The sequence below is a fragment of the Arthrobacter sp. TE26545 genome (assembly GCF_056279005.1).
Map to the genome: position 1 here is coordinate 929,985 of NZ_JBWBQM010000001.1, position 15,612 is coordinate 945,596.

Genomic DNA, 15,612 nt, shown 5'->3' on the forward strand with positions numbered 1-15,612 from the left:
AGGGGTTTCCGTCCTTGCGGGCTTATGCGTTCAGAGTCTGGGGTGCGGTGCCGTTGCCGGGGCGTGCCGCTGAGGTCATGAGTTTCATCAGGCTTTCCTGGGTGGCGTGCTGTTTGTCCAGCACGCCGGTGATGGCGCCTTCGAAGATGGTGTAGATCCGGTCGGAAAGGCCCAGGAGTTCCGGGAGCTCGGAGGAGATCACGATCACGCCCTTGCCCTGCCTGGCGAGCTCCTGGATGATGCCGTAGATCTCGTACTTCGCGCCGACGTCGATGCCCCGGGTGGGCTCGTCGAGGATCAGGATGTCCGGGTCCGTGAACATCCATTTGGCCAGGACCACCTTCTGCTGGTTTCCGCCGGAGAGTTTGGCGACGCCTTCGTTCACGCTCGGGGCCTTGGTCCGCAGGCTCTTGCGGTAGCCCTCGGCGATGGCGAATTCCTTGCGTTCGTCCACTACAAGGCCGTTCGTGATGGCCTTCAGGTTGGCCGAGACGGTGGTGGTCTTGATGTCGTCCAGCAGGTTCAGGCCGAGGACCTTCCGGTCCTCGGTGACGTAGGCCAGGCCGGCGTCGATGGCCTGGGGGACGTTGCGGATGTGCAGTTCCTTGCCGTTCTTGTAAATGCTGCCAGAGATGAAGTTCCCGTAGGAGCGGCCGAAGATGCTGCGGGCCAGTTCGGTGCGGCCGGCACCCATGAGTCCGGCGAAGCCCACGATCTCGCCCTTGCGCACGGTGAAGTTCGAGCCTTTGCAGACCAGCCGGTCCGGTACCTGCGGGTGGCCCACCGTCCAGTCTCTGACCTCGAGCAGCACGTCGCCCAGTTCCGGGACGTGGTCCGGGAAACGGGATTCCAAGGAGCGGCCCACCATGCCCTTGATGATGCGGTCCTCGTCCACGCCGTCGCCCTTGACGTCAAGGGTTTCGATCGATTTGCCGTCGCGGATGATCGTGATGGAGTCGGCGATCTGTTCGATCTCGTTGAGCTTGTGCGAAATGATGATCGAGGTGATCCCCTTGCCCTTGAGGCCCAGGATGAGGTCCAGGAGGTGCTGGGAATCGGATTCGTTGAGGGCCGCGGTGGGCTCGTCCAGGATGAGCAGCTTGACCGACTTGTTCAGGGCCTTCGCGATTTCCACGAGCTGCTGCTTGCCGACGCCGATTTCCTTGACCGGGGTGTCCGGGTTCTCGCGCAGCCCCACGCGGGCCAGCAGCTCGATCGAACGACGGCGGGCTTCCGCCCAGTCGATCACGCCGCGCTTGGTGGGTTCGTTGCCGAGGAAGATGTTTTCCGTGATGGAGAGCTCGGGGATCAGTGCCAGTTCCTGGTGGATGATCACGATGCCTGCGTGTTCGCTGGCCCGGATGTCCTTGAACTGCTGCACCTCGGCCTGGTAGACGATGTCTCCCTTGTAGCTGCCGTGGGGGTAGACGCCCGAGAGGACTTTCATGAGGGTGGATTTGCCGGCGCCGTTCTCGCCGCAGATCGCGTGTACTTCGCCGGCCTTGACCCGGAGGTTCACTTCCGACAGGGCCTTCACCCCGGGGAACTCCTTGGTGATGGACCGCATTTCCAAGATCAGCGGATCCTTGTGCGTTGTGGGTGTCGTCATAGGCCCTACGCCTCCAATGCATGACGTCGTTGTCTCCCGGAAGGAATCCGGGGCTGTCTGATGAAAAAGTAAACTGGATCACCGGTCTTGTCGTCAAGAGTTGAACGCAAGACTTTTTTCGGGGACGGTGACGGTCGCGTCGGTTTCCGGCCGTCAGCCGGTGCTGATCCCCGCGTGCTGGAACACCAGTGCGGCAGCCCCCAGGGCCTCGGCGCGGGCGCCGAGGGAGGACATGGTCAAGATGGTCGTCTCGCCGACAACCGGAACGGCATGACGGACCAGGCCGCGCCGGATCGGGGCAAGGAGGGTTTCGCCCAGCCCGGCCAGGGGGCCGCCCACTACGATCACTTCGGGCCCGATCAGATTGGCCACATTGCCCAGGGCACGGCCGACGGCGAGGCCGGCGTCGTCGATCACCCGCAGGGTCGCGGGATCCTTCGCCAGGGCGTTGCGCACGATGTCCACCGGCTCCAGGTTCCTGCCTGCACTCTTGCCGAGGAGCTCGATCATGGTCGTGGTGGAGGCCACCGTTTCCAGGCAGCCTCGGTTGCCGCAGCGGCAGATGGCACCGTATTCATGGATGGTGGCGTGGCCGATCTCGCCGGTGATTCCCACCGCCCCGTAGTAGGGTGCCCCGTTGACGATCAGCCCGGAACCGATACCCGAGCCGATCTTCAGGAACATGAGGTCATTGACCCCGCTGTGCGGCCCCCAGGTGACTTCGGACAGGGCGCCGAGATTGGCGTCGTTGTCAACGTACACGGGCATTTCCAGGGCCCGCTCAAGGCGCTCGAGGATCTGGAATCCGACCCATTCGGGCAGGATCGCGCCCTGCGCCACGGTGCCGGTGCGGCGGTCGATCGGCCCGGCGATTCCGGCTCCGGCGCCCACCACCGCGCGGCGTTCGACGCCGTTTTCCGCGAGTAGTTTTTGGAGGAGATCGACGGCGGCCGCGATGCCTTCTTCCGCATGATGGCCCAGGGGCAGGGTGACGGTTTCCTCCGCGATCACCTGGTAGCCCAGGGAGGCCAGGACCACCCTGAGATGGCGGCGGCCGAAATCGATGCCGACGGCGACGGCGCCGTGGCTGTTGAGCCGTACGCTCAGTGCCCGGCGGCCCGAGCTGGTCACCGGTTCCGTGGAAACGAGCCCGGCCCCCTGCATGATCTTCACGATGTTGGACACCGTGGCCGTCGAGAGGCCGGTCTGCCGGGAGAGCTCGGCCTGGGTGGCCGGTCCGCCGAGCAGGCACTCGATGATGCGCTGCTGGTTGAGGTGGCGCAAGGCTGATTGAGAACCTGGGGCTGATTGCGAGCCGGGGTTCCTGTGGGGGCTCGTTGCCGAGCGCGTCGTTGCGGGCATTTAAGAAGCCTGCACCAAAAGCACATTTGCAGTCAAGAAGTTAACACATGCGAATGCCGTGCGAGCTGGCTGGATAGGCCCGGCATGGTCCCCCGGGTGACTCTGCGGACCCCCTGGAGCCAACGGCTTTCGTGGTGCGTTCCATCCCCGGGCTTACGAAGCCGGGTCCAATCGTCCCGAAACGCCCGCGTCCGTGCTGCGTATGGTGGGAACACAATCCAAGAGCCATTGAAGGGGTAAAGATGCTGCTGGCCGTGCTGCAGGCAAACGCCGCTGTCCTGGACGCCGACGCCAACCTGGCGGCCATCGACGAGGCGGCCCGCCGTGCTGCTGCGGCCGGCGCCTCCTTGCTGCTCACCCCCGAACTTTTCCCGGTGGGCTACGCGCCTCTGCGGATCGATGCGGAATTCGACTATTCGGGGCTTCCGGCACTCCGGGAACGCCTCGCCGGGATCGCGCGCCGGCACGGGATCGGCCTCGTGTACAGCCTCCCCGTCTGCGATGCCACGGGAGCACGCCGGATTACCGCCACCCTCCTGGACCGCAGCGGCGGAACCCTGCTCGACTACGGCAAGGTCCACCTCTTCGGTGCGGACGAGCGCAAGGCCTTCAGCCCGGCGTCGGAGGCTCCCGCCGTCGTCGACTTCGAGGGACTGCGTGCCGCCCTGCTGATCTGCTACGACGTCGAATTCCCGGAAGCGGTGCGTGCGGCCGCCGTCCGCGGCGCCGAACTGCTCCTGGTGCCCACCGCCCTGTCCGCCGGGTTCGACGCCGTCCCGCAGCTGCTGCTCCGGGCCCGGGCACTGGAGAGCCAGCTCACGGTGGCCTACGCCAACCACAGCGGGCACGAGGACGGCTGCGATTTCGCGGGCGGCAGCGTGGTGGCCGGACCCGACGGTGCGCTGCTTGCGGCGGCCGGCGAGGGGCCCGTGCTGCTGTTCGCCGAGGTGTCCGGGGCGGACGCCCTGGCCGCGCGGGAGAAGGTGCCGTACCTGCGGGAACGGCGTCCCGAGCTGTACCGGCAATGGGAAGCCCCCGGCCAGGGCGCCTGACGGCCTGAAGCGGGCGGCCATGGACCACCGCTTCGGCTGCTGGTAGCCTCCCGCCCATGGCCGTTGAACCCGCCCTGCTTGGCTGGCTGCTGGATTCGGACCCTGCCCTGCGTTGGCAGGTGGAGCGCGACCTCGCCCACGCCCCGCCCGGGGTGTGGCAGGAGACTCGCAACCGCGTTGCAAGTGAAGGTTTCGGCGCCCGGCTGCTCGGGCTGCAGGATCCGGACGGGCAATGGGCCGGCGGTGCGTATTTCCCGGCCGGGTATGATTTCGAATCCCAAGAACCCGGCCAACCATGGACCGCCACCACCTGGTCGCTCAACGCGTTACGGGACTGGGGCCTGGACGCCGGAGCCCTGGCAGGCACGGCAGAGCTGCTCGAGGCCAACAGCCGCTGGGAATACGACAACCTCCCGTATTGGGGCGGCGAAGTGGACTGCTGCATCAACGCCTACACCCTGGCGAACGGGGCATGGCTCGGTGCGGACGTATCCGGGCTCGCCCGCTGGTTCGTGGAGCATCGGCTGTCCGACGGCGGCTGGAACTGCGACTGGGTGGAAGGCTCCACGCGCTCGTCCTTCCACTCGACCCTGAACTCCCTGAAGGGCCTGCTGTCCTACCAGCAGGCAGGCCTCGGCGGCGGGGAATTGACCGCGGCCCGGCGCGCAGGCGAGGAATACCTGCTGGAGCGCCGACTGCTGTACCGGAGGTCAACGGGGGAGCAGGTGGCACACTGGGCCAGCCGCTTCGCGTACCCGTTCCGATGGTTCTACAGCGTGCTGAACGCGGCGGACTACTTCCGTGCGGCCTCGCTCCACGACGGCACCGGCCCCGATCCACGCCTTCGCGACGCGATCGACACCATCCGTGCCGCCCGCGGACCGGACGGCCGGTGGATCCAGGAGCGCCGCCACCCCGGCGAAGTCTGGTTCGAGGTGGACGTGCCGGCCGGTGAGCCTTCCAAGTGGCTCACTTTTTATGGCACACGTGTGCTGGAATGGTGGGGCGGTGTTCAAGGGGACGGTGTTCAAGGGGACGGTGTTCGACGGAGCGGGGCTCGGACCGTCTCCTAGGAGTCCGGAAGCTCGTCCGCGTACTGCAGCGCGATCCACAACTCGGCGCGCACCTGGGCGTCGTTGAGGTCCCTGCCCAGCAAGTCGCCCACCTGGCCGATCTGCCGGCGGACGCTGTTGCGGTGCAGGCCCAGGCGCTTGGCGGAACCATCCCAGCTCCCGTTCTCCGCCAGCCAGCCGCGCAGGACAGCCAGCAGCGGGTCCCGCTTCCCGGCGTCGAGCGCCAACACCGGCTCCAGCAGGCGGGCGGCGAGCATGGTCCCGGCCTCCCGGCCGAGCAGTCCCGTGACGCTCCAGCTGACCTCGTCCACCCGGGCGCTGCGCCCGCTGGACTGCACCTTCGAGCGCAGCGAGGACACCCGCTGGTACGCGGCGGACAGGCTCCCGAGCTCCGCCGCGTCGCCGATCACCAGGCGCCAACCAAGCTTCTCGACCTCCGCAACCAAGGCGTCGTCCACCTTCAGCCGGGTGAGCGCGGCGAAACCGTAGTCCGTGATCTCCACGAGCTTGGTGTCGAACAGCCGCCGCCACTGCAGCAGTTCCCGCACCGGGCTGTCCCCGGCGGGCCACTCGGGGGAGTCGGCCTTGATGCCCTGGACCACGCGGACGGCGGCGGAGCGGCTGGAAGACAGGCTCTGCGCCAGCAGGTCCTTGAGTCCGTTCACGTGCCGGGTGCCTCCGGAGGCCAGGCTGTCCGGGTGCAGCAGCAGCGCCGTCGCGAGCTGGCTGGGCGCGAGTGAACCGCTGGTGCGCTGACGAACCAGCAGCTCCAACAGGCCCACCACCGACTGCACCACGTTGTTCTGCGCGGGAGTGAGGGCATCGTCAGAGCCCAGGATCAGGGCACCCAGGTTGGCGTCCTTGGTGCTGCGCAGCGGATGGCCGAACACCATCGCCGAACCCGGCTGCTCGAAGCCGTCCATCTCCACGCGCGGACCGCTGCCGGAGAGCAGGCGTTGCAGCATGGGTTCCAGCAGGGAAAGCTCGACGCCGGTGCTGCCGCCGGCGCCGGTGTGGCTGCCGGCGCCGTGCGCCCGCGCCCGGACCCGTCCGTCGGCCCCGAACAGCAGGGCCCACACAGGCACCCGCTGGACCAGGGCGGCCAGGAGTTCGTGTTCGGGCCTGGGGGAGAGGACCGCCCGCATCAGTTGCCGGTTGATGTCCGCGAGCTGGCGGAACACCCGGGCGTTGTCCGATTCCAGCAGCTGCGAAAACTCCAGGCCGATCGCTGCGAAGGGAATGGACTCGGGAACTTCGATCAGGGTGAGCCCGTGGCGGCGGCAGGCTTCGAGCAGGCCCTCCGGAACCTCGTCGAAATAGGGCCGGACGCCGAAGCCCAAGGCCCGCACTTTCGCGGCCACCAGGCGCCGGACATAGGCGTCGATGCGTTCCGGGGTGCCGCCGTCGCCCCTAAAGGGCAAGCCCGCGGTGAGCAGGAACTCGCCTTCGGGGACATAAGGCGTGGGGTCCTCGAGCTCACTGGGTTCCACCCAGCGAAGAGGTTCCGCCGCGCCGTCTCCCCGGCTTCCGGCATCGTGCAGGATCCGCATGCCGGCCGGCAACTGGGCGAGGAGCTGCTCCAGCGTGACGGCCCCCAAAGGTCCCTGCGGCTGCGCCGTCAACGAGGGTCCGGCCGCCGCGCCAGGAGCCGGGTCTTCGAGTGCATTACGTCTCATGTAAGTTGACTATAGGTCACTTTGCACCAACTTGAGAGCTAGCTCACAAGATACCGTTGACCGAGGAAAGCGCAACTACTTCGAAGGGACGTCAACGGTGACTGTGTCCGCCAACCCCGCAACAAAGGCCGGCGCCAGCCGGCCCGGCCTCGGCGCGCAGTTGCTGCGCCGCAAGCCGATCAACCAGATGGTCGAAGAGGCCGGCAACGGCGAAGGCGGCACCCCGCTCCGTCGCAGCTTCGGTGTCCTGCAGCTGACCATGATCAGCGTAGGCGCCACCCTGGGCACCGGCATCCTGGTGATCCTCGGCGAATCCGTGCCGCTGGCCGGACCCGCCATCTGGATCTCCTTCGTGATTGCCGGTTTCGCGGCCCTGCTCTCGGCCGTGTCCTACGCCGAGATGGCGGGCCTCGTCCCGGTGGCCGGCTCCAGCTACTCGTACTCCTACGCCACGATGGGTGAAGGCATGGCCTGGATCTGCGGCTGGTGCCTGGTCCTGGAATACGCCGTCTCCGTGGCCGCCGTGGCGGTTGGCGCTGGCCAGTACGTCAACGAGACCCTCGGCGTCTTCGGCCTGGCCCTGCCCGATGCCCTCGCACTGTCCCCGGTTGAGGGTGGAGCGGTCAACATCTCCGCCGTCGTGATTGTCCTGCTGGCCATGGTGCTGCTGGTGCGGGGCGCCCGCGAAAGCGCCTGGATCAACACCGCGATCGTCGCCGTGAAGGTGGGCATCCTGGTCTTCTTCTGCGCCGTGGCCTTCACTGCCTTCAACGCCGGCAATTTCGAACCTCTCATGCCCATGGGCGCCGCCGGTGTCTCCGCCGCAGCCTCCCGTGTGTTCTTCTCCTACATCGGCTTCGACGCCGCCTCCACCGCTGGTGAGGAAGCCAAGAACCCCAAGCGGGACCTGCCGCGGGCCATCATGCTCTCCATGCTGATCGTCACCAGCATCTACGTCCTGGTGGCCGTGGCCGCCATCGGCGCCCGCCCTTGGGGCTGGTTCGATGGCACGGAAGCCGCCCTGGTGCAGATCCTCCAAGAGACTACCCACCAGCCGTGGATCGCCCTGGTGTTCGCCGTCGGGGCCGTGATGGCCATCGCCAGCATCGTGCTCACGGTGCTCTACGGCCAGACCCGCATCCTGCTCTCCATGTCCCGCGACGGCCTGGTGCCGAAGGTCTTCGGCCGCGTCTCGCGCCGCACCGGCACTCCGGTGGCCGGAACCCTGATCGTGGGCACCGCCGTCGCACTCACCGCCGGCTTCATCCCGCTCGGGGCGCTCGCGGACGCCACTAGCATCGGCACCCTCTTCGCCTTCGCCCTGGTCAACGTGGCCGTGATCTACCTGCGCCGCAACCGCCCGGACCTCAAGCGCAACTTCCGCGTCCCGCTGTACCCGCTCACCCCCATCCTGGGCACCCTCATGTGCGCCTACCTGATGGCCAACCTCGGTGCCGAAACCTGGCTGGTGTTCGGGGCGTGGATGCTCGTGGGAATCGGACTCTACTTCGGCTATGGACGCCGCAACTCGAAGGTAGCCGCCCTCAGTGAGCAGGACTACCGTGAACTATCCGCCAGGGTCGACGAGGAAACCGACCCGGAAACCGTGAAGGCAGGACTTTGATGACCACCGCCACCGAACTGCCCGCAAGCGCACCCGTTGGGTCCGTCCCGGCGGAGACGGAAAGTGCCCCGATCACCATGCTGAACCCTGACTTCCCGTTCAGCTACGACCACTACCTGCAGCACCCGGCGGGCCTGGGCAGCGTCCCGGAAGAGCTGTACGGCACTGAAGTGGCCGTCGTCGGCGCAGGCGTGTCCGGGCTGGTCACCGCCTACGAGCTCATGAAGCTCGGCCTCAAGCCCGTGGTCTACGAGGCCGACCAGATCGGCGGACGCCTGCGCACCGCATCCTTCCCGGCCGCGCCCGGCGTGGTGGCGGACCTGGGCGGCATGCGCTTCCCGGTCTCCAGCAAGGCCCTGTACCACTACATCGACAAGCTGGGCCTCGAAACCCAGGAGTTCCCTAACCCGCTCGCCCCGCCCACCTCCAGCACCGTGATCGAGCTCAAGGGCGAGAAGTTCTATGCCGAGAAGGCATCGGACCTGCCCGCGTTCTTCCACGAGGTGGCCGAGGCCTGGCGCGCCGCCCTGCGCGAGGATGCCCGCTTCGAGGAAATGCAGGAGGCCATCAAGGCCCGCGACACCGCCCGCGTCAAGGGGCTGTGGAACGGACTCCTGGAAGACTTCGATGAGGAGACCTTCTCCGGCTTCGTCGCCAAGAGCCGCGCCTTCAAGGAAGCCGGCTTCGCACACCGCGAGGCCTTCGGTCAGGTGGGCTTCGGCACCGGCGGCTGGGACACCGACTTCCCCAACTCCATCCTGGAAATCCTCCGTGTGGTCTACACCGACGCCGACGACCACCACCGCGGCATCGCCGGGGGAGCGCAACGCCTGCCGGAGGCACTCTGGAACCACGCGCCGTCGGGCATGGCCCACTGGCCGGACGGCACCTCGCTGGCGTCCTTGCACTCCGGTTCGCCGCGCGGCGCCGTGGCGGGGATCGCCCGCGTGAACGACGACGACGGCGCCCCCACCTCCCGGATCGCCGTCACCGAACGCTGGGGCCGCAGCAGCGAGTACGCCGCCGTCGTGACCACCTGCCAGTCCTGGCTGCTCTCCACGAGGATCAAGACCGAGGAGGCCCTGTTCCCGGCCGAGCTGTGGACCGCGATCGAGCGCTCGCACTACATGCAGTCTTCCAAGACCTTCGTGATGGTGGACCGTCCGTTCTGGAAGGACCGCGACCCGCAGACCGGCCAGGAGGTCATGTCCATGACCCTCACGGACCGCCTCACGCGTGGCACCTACCTGCTGGACAACGGCCCGGACCAGCCTGCCGTCATCCTGCTTTCCTACACGTGGAACGATGACGCCCTCAAGTGGCTGAGCCTGGACGCCGAACAGCGTGCCGACCTCATGATCCACTCCCTGGAACAGATCTACCCGGGCTTGGACATCCGCAGCCACATCGTGGGCCAGCCGATCACCGTGTCCTGGGAATCGGATCCGAACTTCATGGGTGCCTTCAAGGCCAACCTGCCAGGCCACTACCGGTACCAACAGCGGCTCTACACCCACTTCGAACAGTCTCAGCTTGAGGCGCGCCACCGCGGCATCTTCCTGGCCGGCGACGACGTCTCCTGGACCGCCGGCTGGGCCGAAGGCGCCGTCACCACCGGCCTGAACGCCGTGTGGGGCGTGGTGAACCACCTGGGCGGCAGTTCCGCGGCAGGCAACCCCGGACCGGGCGAGCTGCTGGCCGAGTACGGGCCGATCAGCCTGGACTAGGTGGCTGGGGCTGCCTACTGCAACCGGGCGGACCCGGCCACTGATTTCGCGCCTAGCTGTGCATCTCCCGGTGCGCCGCGGCGAGCTCAATGTAGTGCGCGGCGTTGTGCTTGACGCCCTCGAACTCCTCGTCGCTGAGCTCGCGGCGGACCTTCGCCGGGACGCCGGCCACGAGTGAGCGGGGCGGGATGACCGTGCCTTCGAGCACGACGGCGCCCGCGGCCACGAGCGAGCCGCTGCCGACTACCGCCCCGTTGAGGATGGTTGCGCTCATGCCGATGAGGCAGTCGTCCTCGACCGTGCAGCCGTGCACGACCGCGGAATGGCCCACGCTGACGCGCTCGCCCACTGTGCAGGGGAAGCCGGGGTCGGCGTGCAGCACCACGTTGTCCTGCAGGTTCGAGCCCGCGCCCACGCGGATCGCGGCGGTGTCGGCGCGCACCGAGACGCCGTAGAAGGCGCTCGCGTTTTCGCCCAGGCTGGCCTTGCCGATGATCGAAGCGCTGGGTGCCACGAAGGCGGTTTCATGGATCTCCGGGGTGTCCCCGGCGAAGGTGTAAATGGGAGCCATGCAGGCAAGCCTAACCGAGCGCGCTGACCCAACTGGGTCGCATTTGTTGTCGTTATGGGCGCCCATAACGACAACAACTGCGAGCTAGTTGGGCGGGGCGGGCGTCCGCAGCACCAGGAACTGATAGTGCTGCACCCACTGCCCGGCGCCGGGTCCCGATTCGGCGCCCTGGCCCTCCGGCCACGTCTCGAAATGCTCCACTACGCCGTGCCGGCCGAAGATCTCCCGCACCGCGGCGTCGCTGCGGCGGCTGAAGAAGCGCCGCGGTTCGATGTCGTCCTCCGGGTTCAGGACCTCTTCGTCGTCGCCTGACCAGAGCCCGACGGCGATCGGCGCACCGGGTGTGGTGACCCGCACGAGTTCGCGGACGACGTCGTCGATTGCGTTGTTGGGCACGTGCAGCAAGGTGCTCATCGTCCAGGCCGCGGGGAATGCGGCGTCCGCGAACGGAAGCGCGCGGCCGTTGGCCACCGAGGCGTCCAGGCCCTTCGCGCGGGCCAGGCGGACGCTTTCTTCCGAGAGGTCGACCCCGGCGTAGTGCAGCCCGGCCTGGATGAAGCCGAGGCCGTCGACGCCGGAACCGCAGCCGAGTTCGAGCAGGCCGTGCCGATGTTCGGACTTGAGGAAGCTGATGAACCACTCCCGGCAAGCCACCCGCCGCGGGGGCAGCGGACGCGCATCCCGGGCAGCAGCCTCGCGGTTGTAGTACGTCGCAAGGTCGATTTCATAGCCGCCGGGCTCATGGTCGTTGCCTTTGTGGCCGAGCGGACGTTGTTCCCCCTCCATGGATCAAGGGTAAACCTCAACGGAACGGAGAGGGCGGGCTTGGAGTTTCCGCCACGGGGCGGGCTGCGCCGGTTTCGCCTCCCGAAACGTTGTTTGCCCGGTGGAACGACCCGGGCCTAGTTGAAGACGACCGTCCGGGTGCCGTCCAGCAGTACCCGGTGCTCGGCATGCCACTGCACGGCCTGCGCCAGGGTGCGGCCTTCGACGGCCCGGCCCATCTGGACGAACTGGGCGGCAGTGCGGGCGTGGTCCACCCGGATGACCTCTTGCTCGATGATAGGGCCCTCGTCCAGGTCCGCGGTGACGTAGTGGGCGGTGGCGCCGATCAGCTTCACGCCGCGGGCGTGGGCCTGGTGGTAGGGCTTGGCGCCCTTGAAGGACGGCAGGAAGGAGTGGTGGATGTTGATGGCCTTGCCGCTGAGCTCGGCGCACAGCTCATTGGAGAGCACCTGCATGTAGCGGGCGAGCACGGTCAGTTCGACGTCGTGTGCCTTGATCAGCTCCAGCAGGCGTGCCTCGGCCTGCGGCTTGGTATCCGCGGTGACGGGAATGTAGTGGAACGGGATGCCGTAGAACGCGGCGAGGCCTTCGAGGTCCCGGTGGTTGGAGACGATGGCCGGCACGTCGATGGGCAGGGTGCCGCTGCGCTGCTGGAAGAGGAGGTCGTTGAGGCAGTGCGCGTCCTTGGAACCCATGATGAGGGTCCGCAGCTTCCGGCCCACGGGGTTGATGTCCCACTTCATGCCGAACTCCGCCGCCACCGGCTCCAGGGCCGCTGCCAGCCCGTCCTGCGTGGACGACGTGGTGGCTTCCACCCGCATGAAGAAGTTCCCGGTGGTCGGGCTGCCGTACTGCTGGGAATCGGCAATGTTGCATCCGGCCCCAAGCAGGGCGCCGGCCACGGCGTGGACGATTCCGGGCCGGTCCGGGCAGGACAGGGTGACAACAAAAGACGCGGGAGGGGTGGAGTCAATCACCAGACAAGCCTACCGTCGCAGGGCTGCTGTACTGTTAAGACCGTCGCGACTGGCGTTGGGTGGTGAACCACCAGGGAGCGGCAAGGATGAAGACCACGGATCGTACGCCTGGGCCGAGGGTCATGTCTTGCCTTTGGCCTGCCTTGCCCCGTAATCAAGAGCACGGCGGATATGCCAGACGGTAGCCTGACCTGTGAGAAGTACCAGTTCCCTAGCCAGGAGATCTTTGTGTCGACCAACATCACCTCCGCGACCATCAGTAACCAGCCGCTTGCCGAACTCGATCCCGAGATCGCAGCCGTCCTGGAACAGGAACTCGGCCGCCAGCGCGGCACCCTGGAAATGATCGCTTCCGAAAACTTCGCTCCCCGTGCCGTCATGGAGGCACAGGGGTCCGTTCTGACCAACAAGTACGCCGAGGGCTACCCGGGCAAGCGCTACTACGGCGGCTGTGAATACGTCGACATCGCCGAGCAACTGGCCATCGACCGTGTCAAGGCCCTCTTCGGTGCCGAGTACGCCAACGTCCAGCCGCACTCCGGCGCCCAGGCCAACGCCGCGGCCCTCTCCGCCCTGATCAACCCGGGTGACAAGATCCTCGGCCTTTCCCTGGCCCATGGCGGCCACCTGACCCACGGCATGAAGCTGAACTTCTCCGGCAAGCTGTACAAGGTTGCCGCTTACCAGGTGGAAGAAGACACCTTCCGCGTGGACATGGACAAGCTCCGCGAGCAGGCCATCGCCGAAAAGCCGCAGGTCATCATCGCCGGCTGGTCCGCCTACCCGCGCCACTTGGACTTCGCCGCTTTCCGCTCCATCGCGGACGAGGTTGGCGCACTGCTCTGGACGGACATGGCCCACTTCGCCGGCCTCGTCGCAGCAGGCCTGCACCCGAGCCCGGTGCCGCACTCCGACGTCGTCACCTCCACCGTGCACAAGACCCTCTCCGGCCCGCGCTCCGGCGTGATCCTGGCCAAGGAGCAGTACGGCAAGAAGATCAACTCCAACGTCTTCCCGGGCCAGCAGGGCGGCCCGCTGATGCACGTCATCGCAGCCAAGGCCGTGGCCTTCAAGATCGCCGCGGGCGAGGAATTCAAGGAGCGCCAGCAGCGCGTCCTGGAAGGCGCCAAGATCATCGCCGAGCGCCTCACCCAGGCCGATGTCGCCGAGGCCGGCGTTTCGGTCCTCACCGGCGGCACCGATGTGCACCTGGTCCTCGTTGACCTGCGCAATTCCCAGCTGGACGGCCAGCAGGCCGAAGACCTCCTGCACTCCGTGGGCATCACGGTCAACCGCAACGCCGTGCCGTTCGACCCGCGCCCGCCGATGGTCACCTCCGGCCTGCGTATCGGCACCCCGGCCCTGGCCACCCGTGGCTTCGGCGCCGCCGAGTTCACCGAGGTCGCTGACATCATCGCCACCGCGCTGAAGTCCGGCTCCGCCACCGACGTCGAGGCCCTTCAGGCGCGCGTCGACAAGCTGGCTGCAGACTTCCCGCTTTACCCCGAGCACGAACAGTGGTGACCCCAACAATGGAACAGACTGCAAAGATCCTCGACGGCAAGGCGGCCTCGGCCGCCATCAAGGCCGAGCTGACGGAACGGGTCGCGGCGCTCAAGGCGCGCGGCATCACGCCTGGCATCGCCACCGTGCTGGTCGGCGCCGACCCGGCCTCCCAGCTGTACGTGTCCATGAAGCACAAGCAGTCGCACGAGATCGGGATGAACTCGATCCAGCGCGAGCTGCCCGAGGATGCCACCCAGGAACAGGTCGAGGCCCTCATTGACGAGCTCAATGCGGACCCCGCCTGCCACGGCTACATCGTCCAGCTGCCGCTGCCCAAGCACCTTGACACGGACGCGATCCTGGAACGGATCGATCCCGACAAGGACGCCGACGGCCTGCACCCGACCAACCTCGGCCGGCTGGTACTGAACGTCAACGGCAAGATCACCTCGCCGCTGCCGTGTACACCCCGCGGCGTCATCGAGCTCCTGCAGCGCAACGGTTACGACCTCAACGGCAAGCACGTGGTGGTGGTGGGCCGCGGCGTGACCATCGGCCGCTCCATCGGGCTGCTGCTAACCCGGCGTGAAATCAACGCCACGGTCACCCTGACCCACACCGGCACCACCAACATGTCGGAACTGCTCCGCCAGGCCGACGTCATCGTAGGTGCTGCGGGTGCGAAGCACGTCGTCAAGGCCTCCGACGTCAAGCCAGGCGCCGCGGTGCTCGACGTCGGGGTCACCCGTGAAACCGATCCGGAGACCGGCAAGAGCCGCGTCCACGGCGACATCGACCCCGCCGCCGCCGAGGTGGCCGGCTGGATTTCGCCGAACCCGGGCGGCGTCGGTCCGATGACCGTCGCGCTGCTCATGACCAATGTGGTCGAAGCGGCGGAACGGGCAGCCGCCAAGGCCTGACCCTCAGCCCGAACGGCAAATGAACAGGACGCACCGCTGTGCGTCCACCCGCCCCGACGACGGCGGCAGCCAGCCCGGCTGCCGCCGTCGCCGTTTCCGGGCAGCTTGCGTCCGCCCTACTTCAGTTGTCCGCGGATCTCACCACCCGGGAACGTAGGGGTGTGCACGTTGACGTAGTAGCTGCGGGGGCTGGCCGCGATCGCCGCGAGGAGCGCGGGGTCGGCTGTGGTGCAGGCCTCCTGGGTCCAACTGGTTCCGCTGCCCACGGTGAGGGGCACCTGTACAGGGCCGGCGACGCCGCGCGGAGCGAGGTGGATGTGGGCCGCCCCCGCCGCGGCGGAAAGGTTCCGCGCCGTCAGCGTGTAGCAGAGTTCTCCGCCGTCGATCGTGTAGCTGAAGAAGCCGCTGGCCCCGGTGTTCGAGCCCGTGGTTTCCTGCTCGGTGTTCAGCGGGATCGCCGGGGTCCCTCCCGGATTGGCGGTGGCGGCACCGGCGCCCCCGGCTACCAGGGCGGTGATGACGCCCAGCACGGCGAGCGGTTTGAGTGTGCGGTTTGCTGGCATTTCTGGTCCTCCTTGCAGACAAGCGCTGTTGCTTACCGGAAGTCCCCCAACGTTGACCACGGTACGCCCGGCGTGGGCCGCAAAACAGGGCCGGGCAACAGGCCATTCAACAGAGCGCGACTCCGGCCGGCCGGCTACTCCCGCGGGAGTAGGCGCCTTGCTCCCT

Annotated in this window: 13 protein-coding genes and 1 riboswitch; of the genes, 6 read left to right on the top strand and 7 right to left on the bottom strand. The window is 67.5% G+C overall.

Features of this window, described 5'->3' with window-relative positions; translation table 11 throughout:
* Positions 1 to 22: 22 nt before the first annotated feature.
* The gene (gene mmsA / locus ACZ9CK_RS04160) at positions 23 to 1,609 is read right to left on the bottom strand and encodes a multiple monosaccharide ABC transporter ATP-binding protein (RefSeq protein WP_426302490.1); all 1,587 of its coding nucleotides are present in this window, start codon (positions 1,607 to 1,609) and stop codon (positions 23 to 25) included.
* Positions 1,610 to 1,762: 153 nt separating this feature from the next.
* A complete protein-coding gene (locus ACZ9CK_RS04165) occupies positions 1,763 to 2,971 on the bottom strand; it encodes an ROK family transcriptional regulator (RefSeq protein WP_426302491.1) in 1,209 nt (402 codons plus the stop codon).
* 242 nt (positions 2,972 to 3,213) lie between these two features.
* Between ACZ9CK_RS04165 and ACZ9CK_RS04170 the strand changes: the two genes are divergently transcribed.
* Positions 3,214 to 4,023, top strand: a complete 810-nt coding sequence (locus ACZ9CK_RS04170; RefSeq protein WP_426302492.1) for a nitrilase-related carbon-nitrogen hydrolase — start codon at positions 3,214 to 3,216, stop codon at positions 4,021 to 4,023.
* Positions 4,024 to 4,079: 56 nt separating this feature from the next.
* Positions 4,080 to 5,096 (top strand): squalene cyclase, encoded by a 1,017-nt coding sequence (locus ACZ9CK_RS04175; protein WP_476049335.1) that lies wholly within the window; start codon positions 4,080 to 4,082, stop codon positions 5,094 to 5,096.
* On the opposite strand, the gene ACZ9CK_RS04180 is transcribed toward ACZ9CK_RS04175, so the two are convergent.
* Entirely contained in the window at positions 5,093 to 6,772 is a 1,680-nt protein-coding gene (locus tag ACZ9CK_RS04180) for a PucR family transcriptional regulator (RefSeq protein ID WP_476049336.1), read from the bottom strand. The two genes, ACZ9CK_RS04175 and ACZ9CK_RS04180, sit on opposite strands and share 4 nt — an antisense overlap.
* A 187-nt stretch (positions 6,773 to 6,959) precedes the next feature.
* On the opposite strand from ACZ9CK_RS04180, the gene ACZ9CK_RS04185 reads away from it, so the two are divergent.
* A complete protein-coding gene (locus ACZ9CK_RS04185; RefSeq protein WP_476050854.1) occupies positions 6,960 to 8,396 on the top strand; it encodes an amino acid permease in 1,437 nt (478 codons plus the stop codon).
* Complete coding sequence (locus ACZ9CK_RS04190; protein WP_476049337.1) at positions 8,396 to 10,123, top strand: flavin monoamine oxidase family protein; 1,728 nt, start codon at positions 8,396 to 8,398, stop codon at positions 10,121 to 10,123. The genes ACZ9CK_RS04185 and ACZ9CK_RS04190 overlap by 1 nt, the downstream gene beginning before the upstream one ends.
* Positions 10,124 to 10,175: 52 nt before the next feature.
* Here ACZ9CK_RS04190 and ACZ9CK_RS04195 read toward each other — a convergent pair whose 3' ends face one another.
* From ACZ9CK_RS04195 to purU, 3 genes are all read right to left on the bottom strand, one after another.
* Positions 10,176 to 10,694: a gamma carbonic anhydrase family protein gene (locus ACZ9CK_RS04195; RefSeq protein WP_426302496.1), complete on the bottom strand. Its 519-nt coding sequence runs from the start codon at positions 10,692 to 10,694 to the stop codon at positions 10,176 to 10,178.
* Positions 10,695 to 10,778: 84 nt separating this feature from the next.
* The gene (locus ACZ9CK_RS04200) at positions 10,779 to 11,480 is read right to left on the bottom strand and encodes a class I SAM-dependent methyltransferase (RefSeq protein WP_476049338.1); all 702 of its coding nucleotides are present in this window, start codon (positions 11,478 to 11,480) and stop codon (positions 10,779 to 10,781) included.
* Between the two features lie 116 nt (positions 11,481 to 11,596).
* Complete coding sequence (purU, locus tag ACZ9CK_RS04205; protein ID WP_426303392.1) at positions 11,597 to 12,460, bottom strand: formyltetrahydrofolate deformylase; 864 nt, start codon at positions 12,458 to 12,460, stop codon at positions 11,597 to 11,599.
* A 32-nt stretch (positions 12,461 to 12,492) separates the two neighbouring features.
* Positions 12,493 to 12,578: riboswitch (ZMP/ZTP riboswitch) on the top strand.
* Between the two features lie 107 nt (positions 12,579 to 12,685).
* Between purU and glyA the strand changes: the two genes are divergently transcribed.
* Together glyA and ACZ9CK_RS04215 are read left to right on the top strand one after the other, a co-directional pair.
* Entirely contained in the window at positions 12,686 to 13,981 is a 1,296-nt protein-coding gene (gene glyA, locus ACZ9CK_RS04210; protein WP_426302498.1) for a serine hydroxymethyltransferase, read from the top strand.
* Between the two features lie 8 nt (positions 13,982 to 13,989).
* Positions 13,990 to 14,883, top strand: a complete 894-nt coding sequence (locus tag ACZ9CK_RS04215; RefSeq protein WP_426302499.1) for a bifunctional methylenetetrahydrofolate dehydrogenase/methenyltetrahydrofolate cyclohydrolase — start codon at positions 13,990 to 13,992, stop codon at positions 14,881 to 14,883.
* Positions 14,884 to 14,999: 116 nt separating this feature from the next.
* On the opposite strand, the gene ACZ9CK_RS04220 is transcribed toward ACZ9CK_RS04215, so the two are convergent.
* Entirely contained in the window at positions 15,000 to 15,446 is a 447-nt protein-coding gene (locus ACZ9CK_RS04220) for a CHRD domain-containing protein (RefSeq protein ID WP_476049339.1), read from the bottom strand.
* Positions 15,447 to 15,612 lie beyond the last annotated feature (166 nt).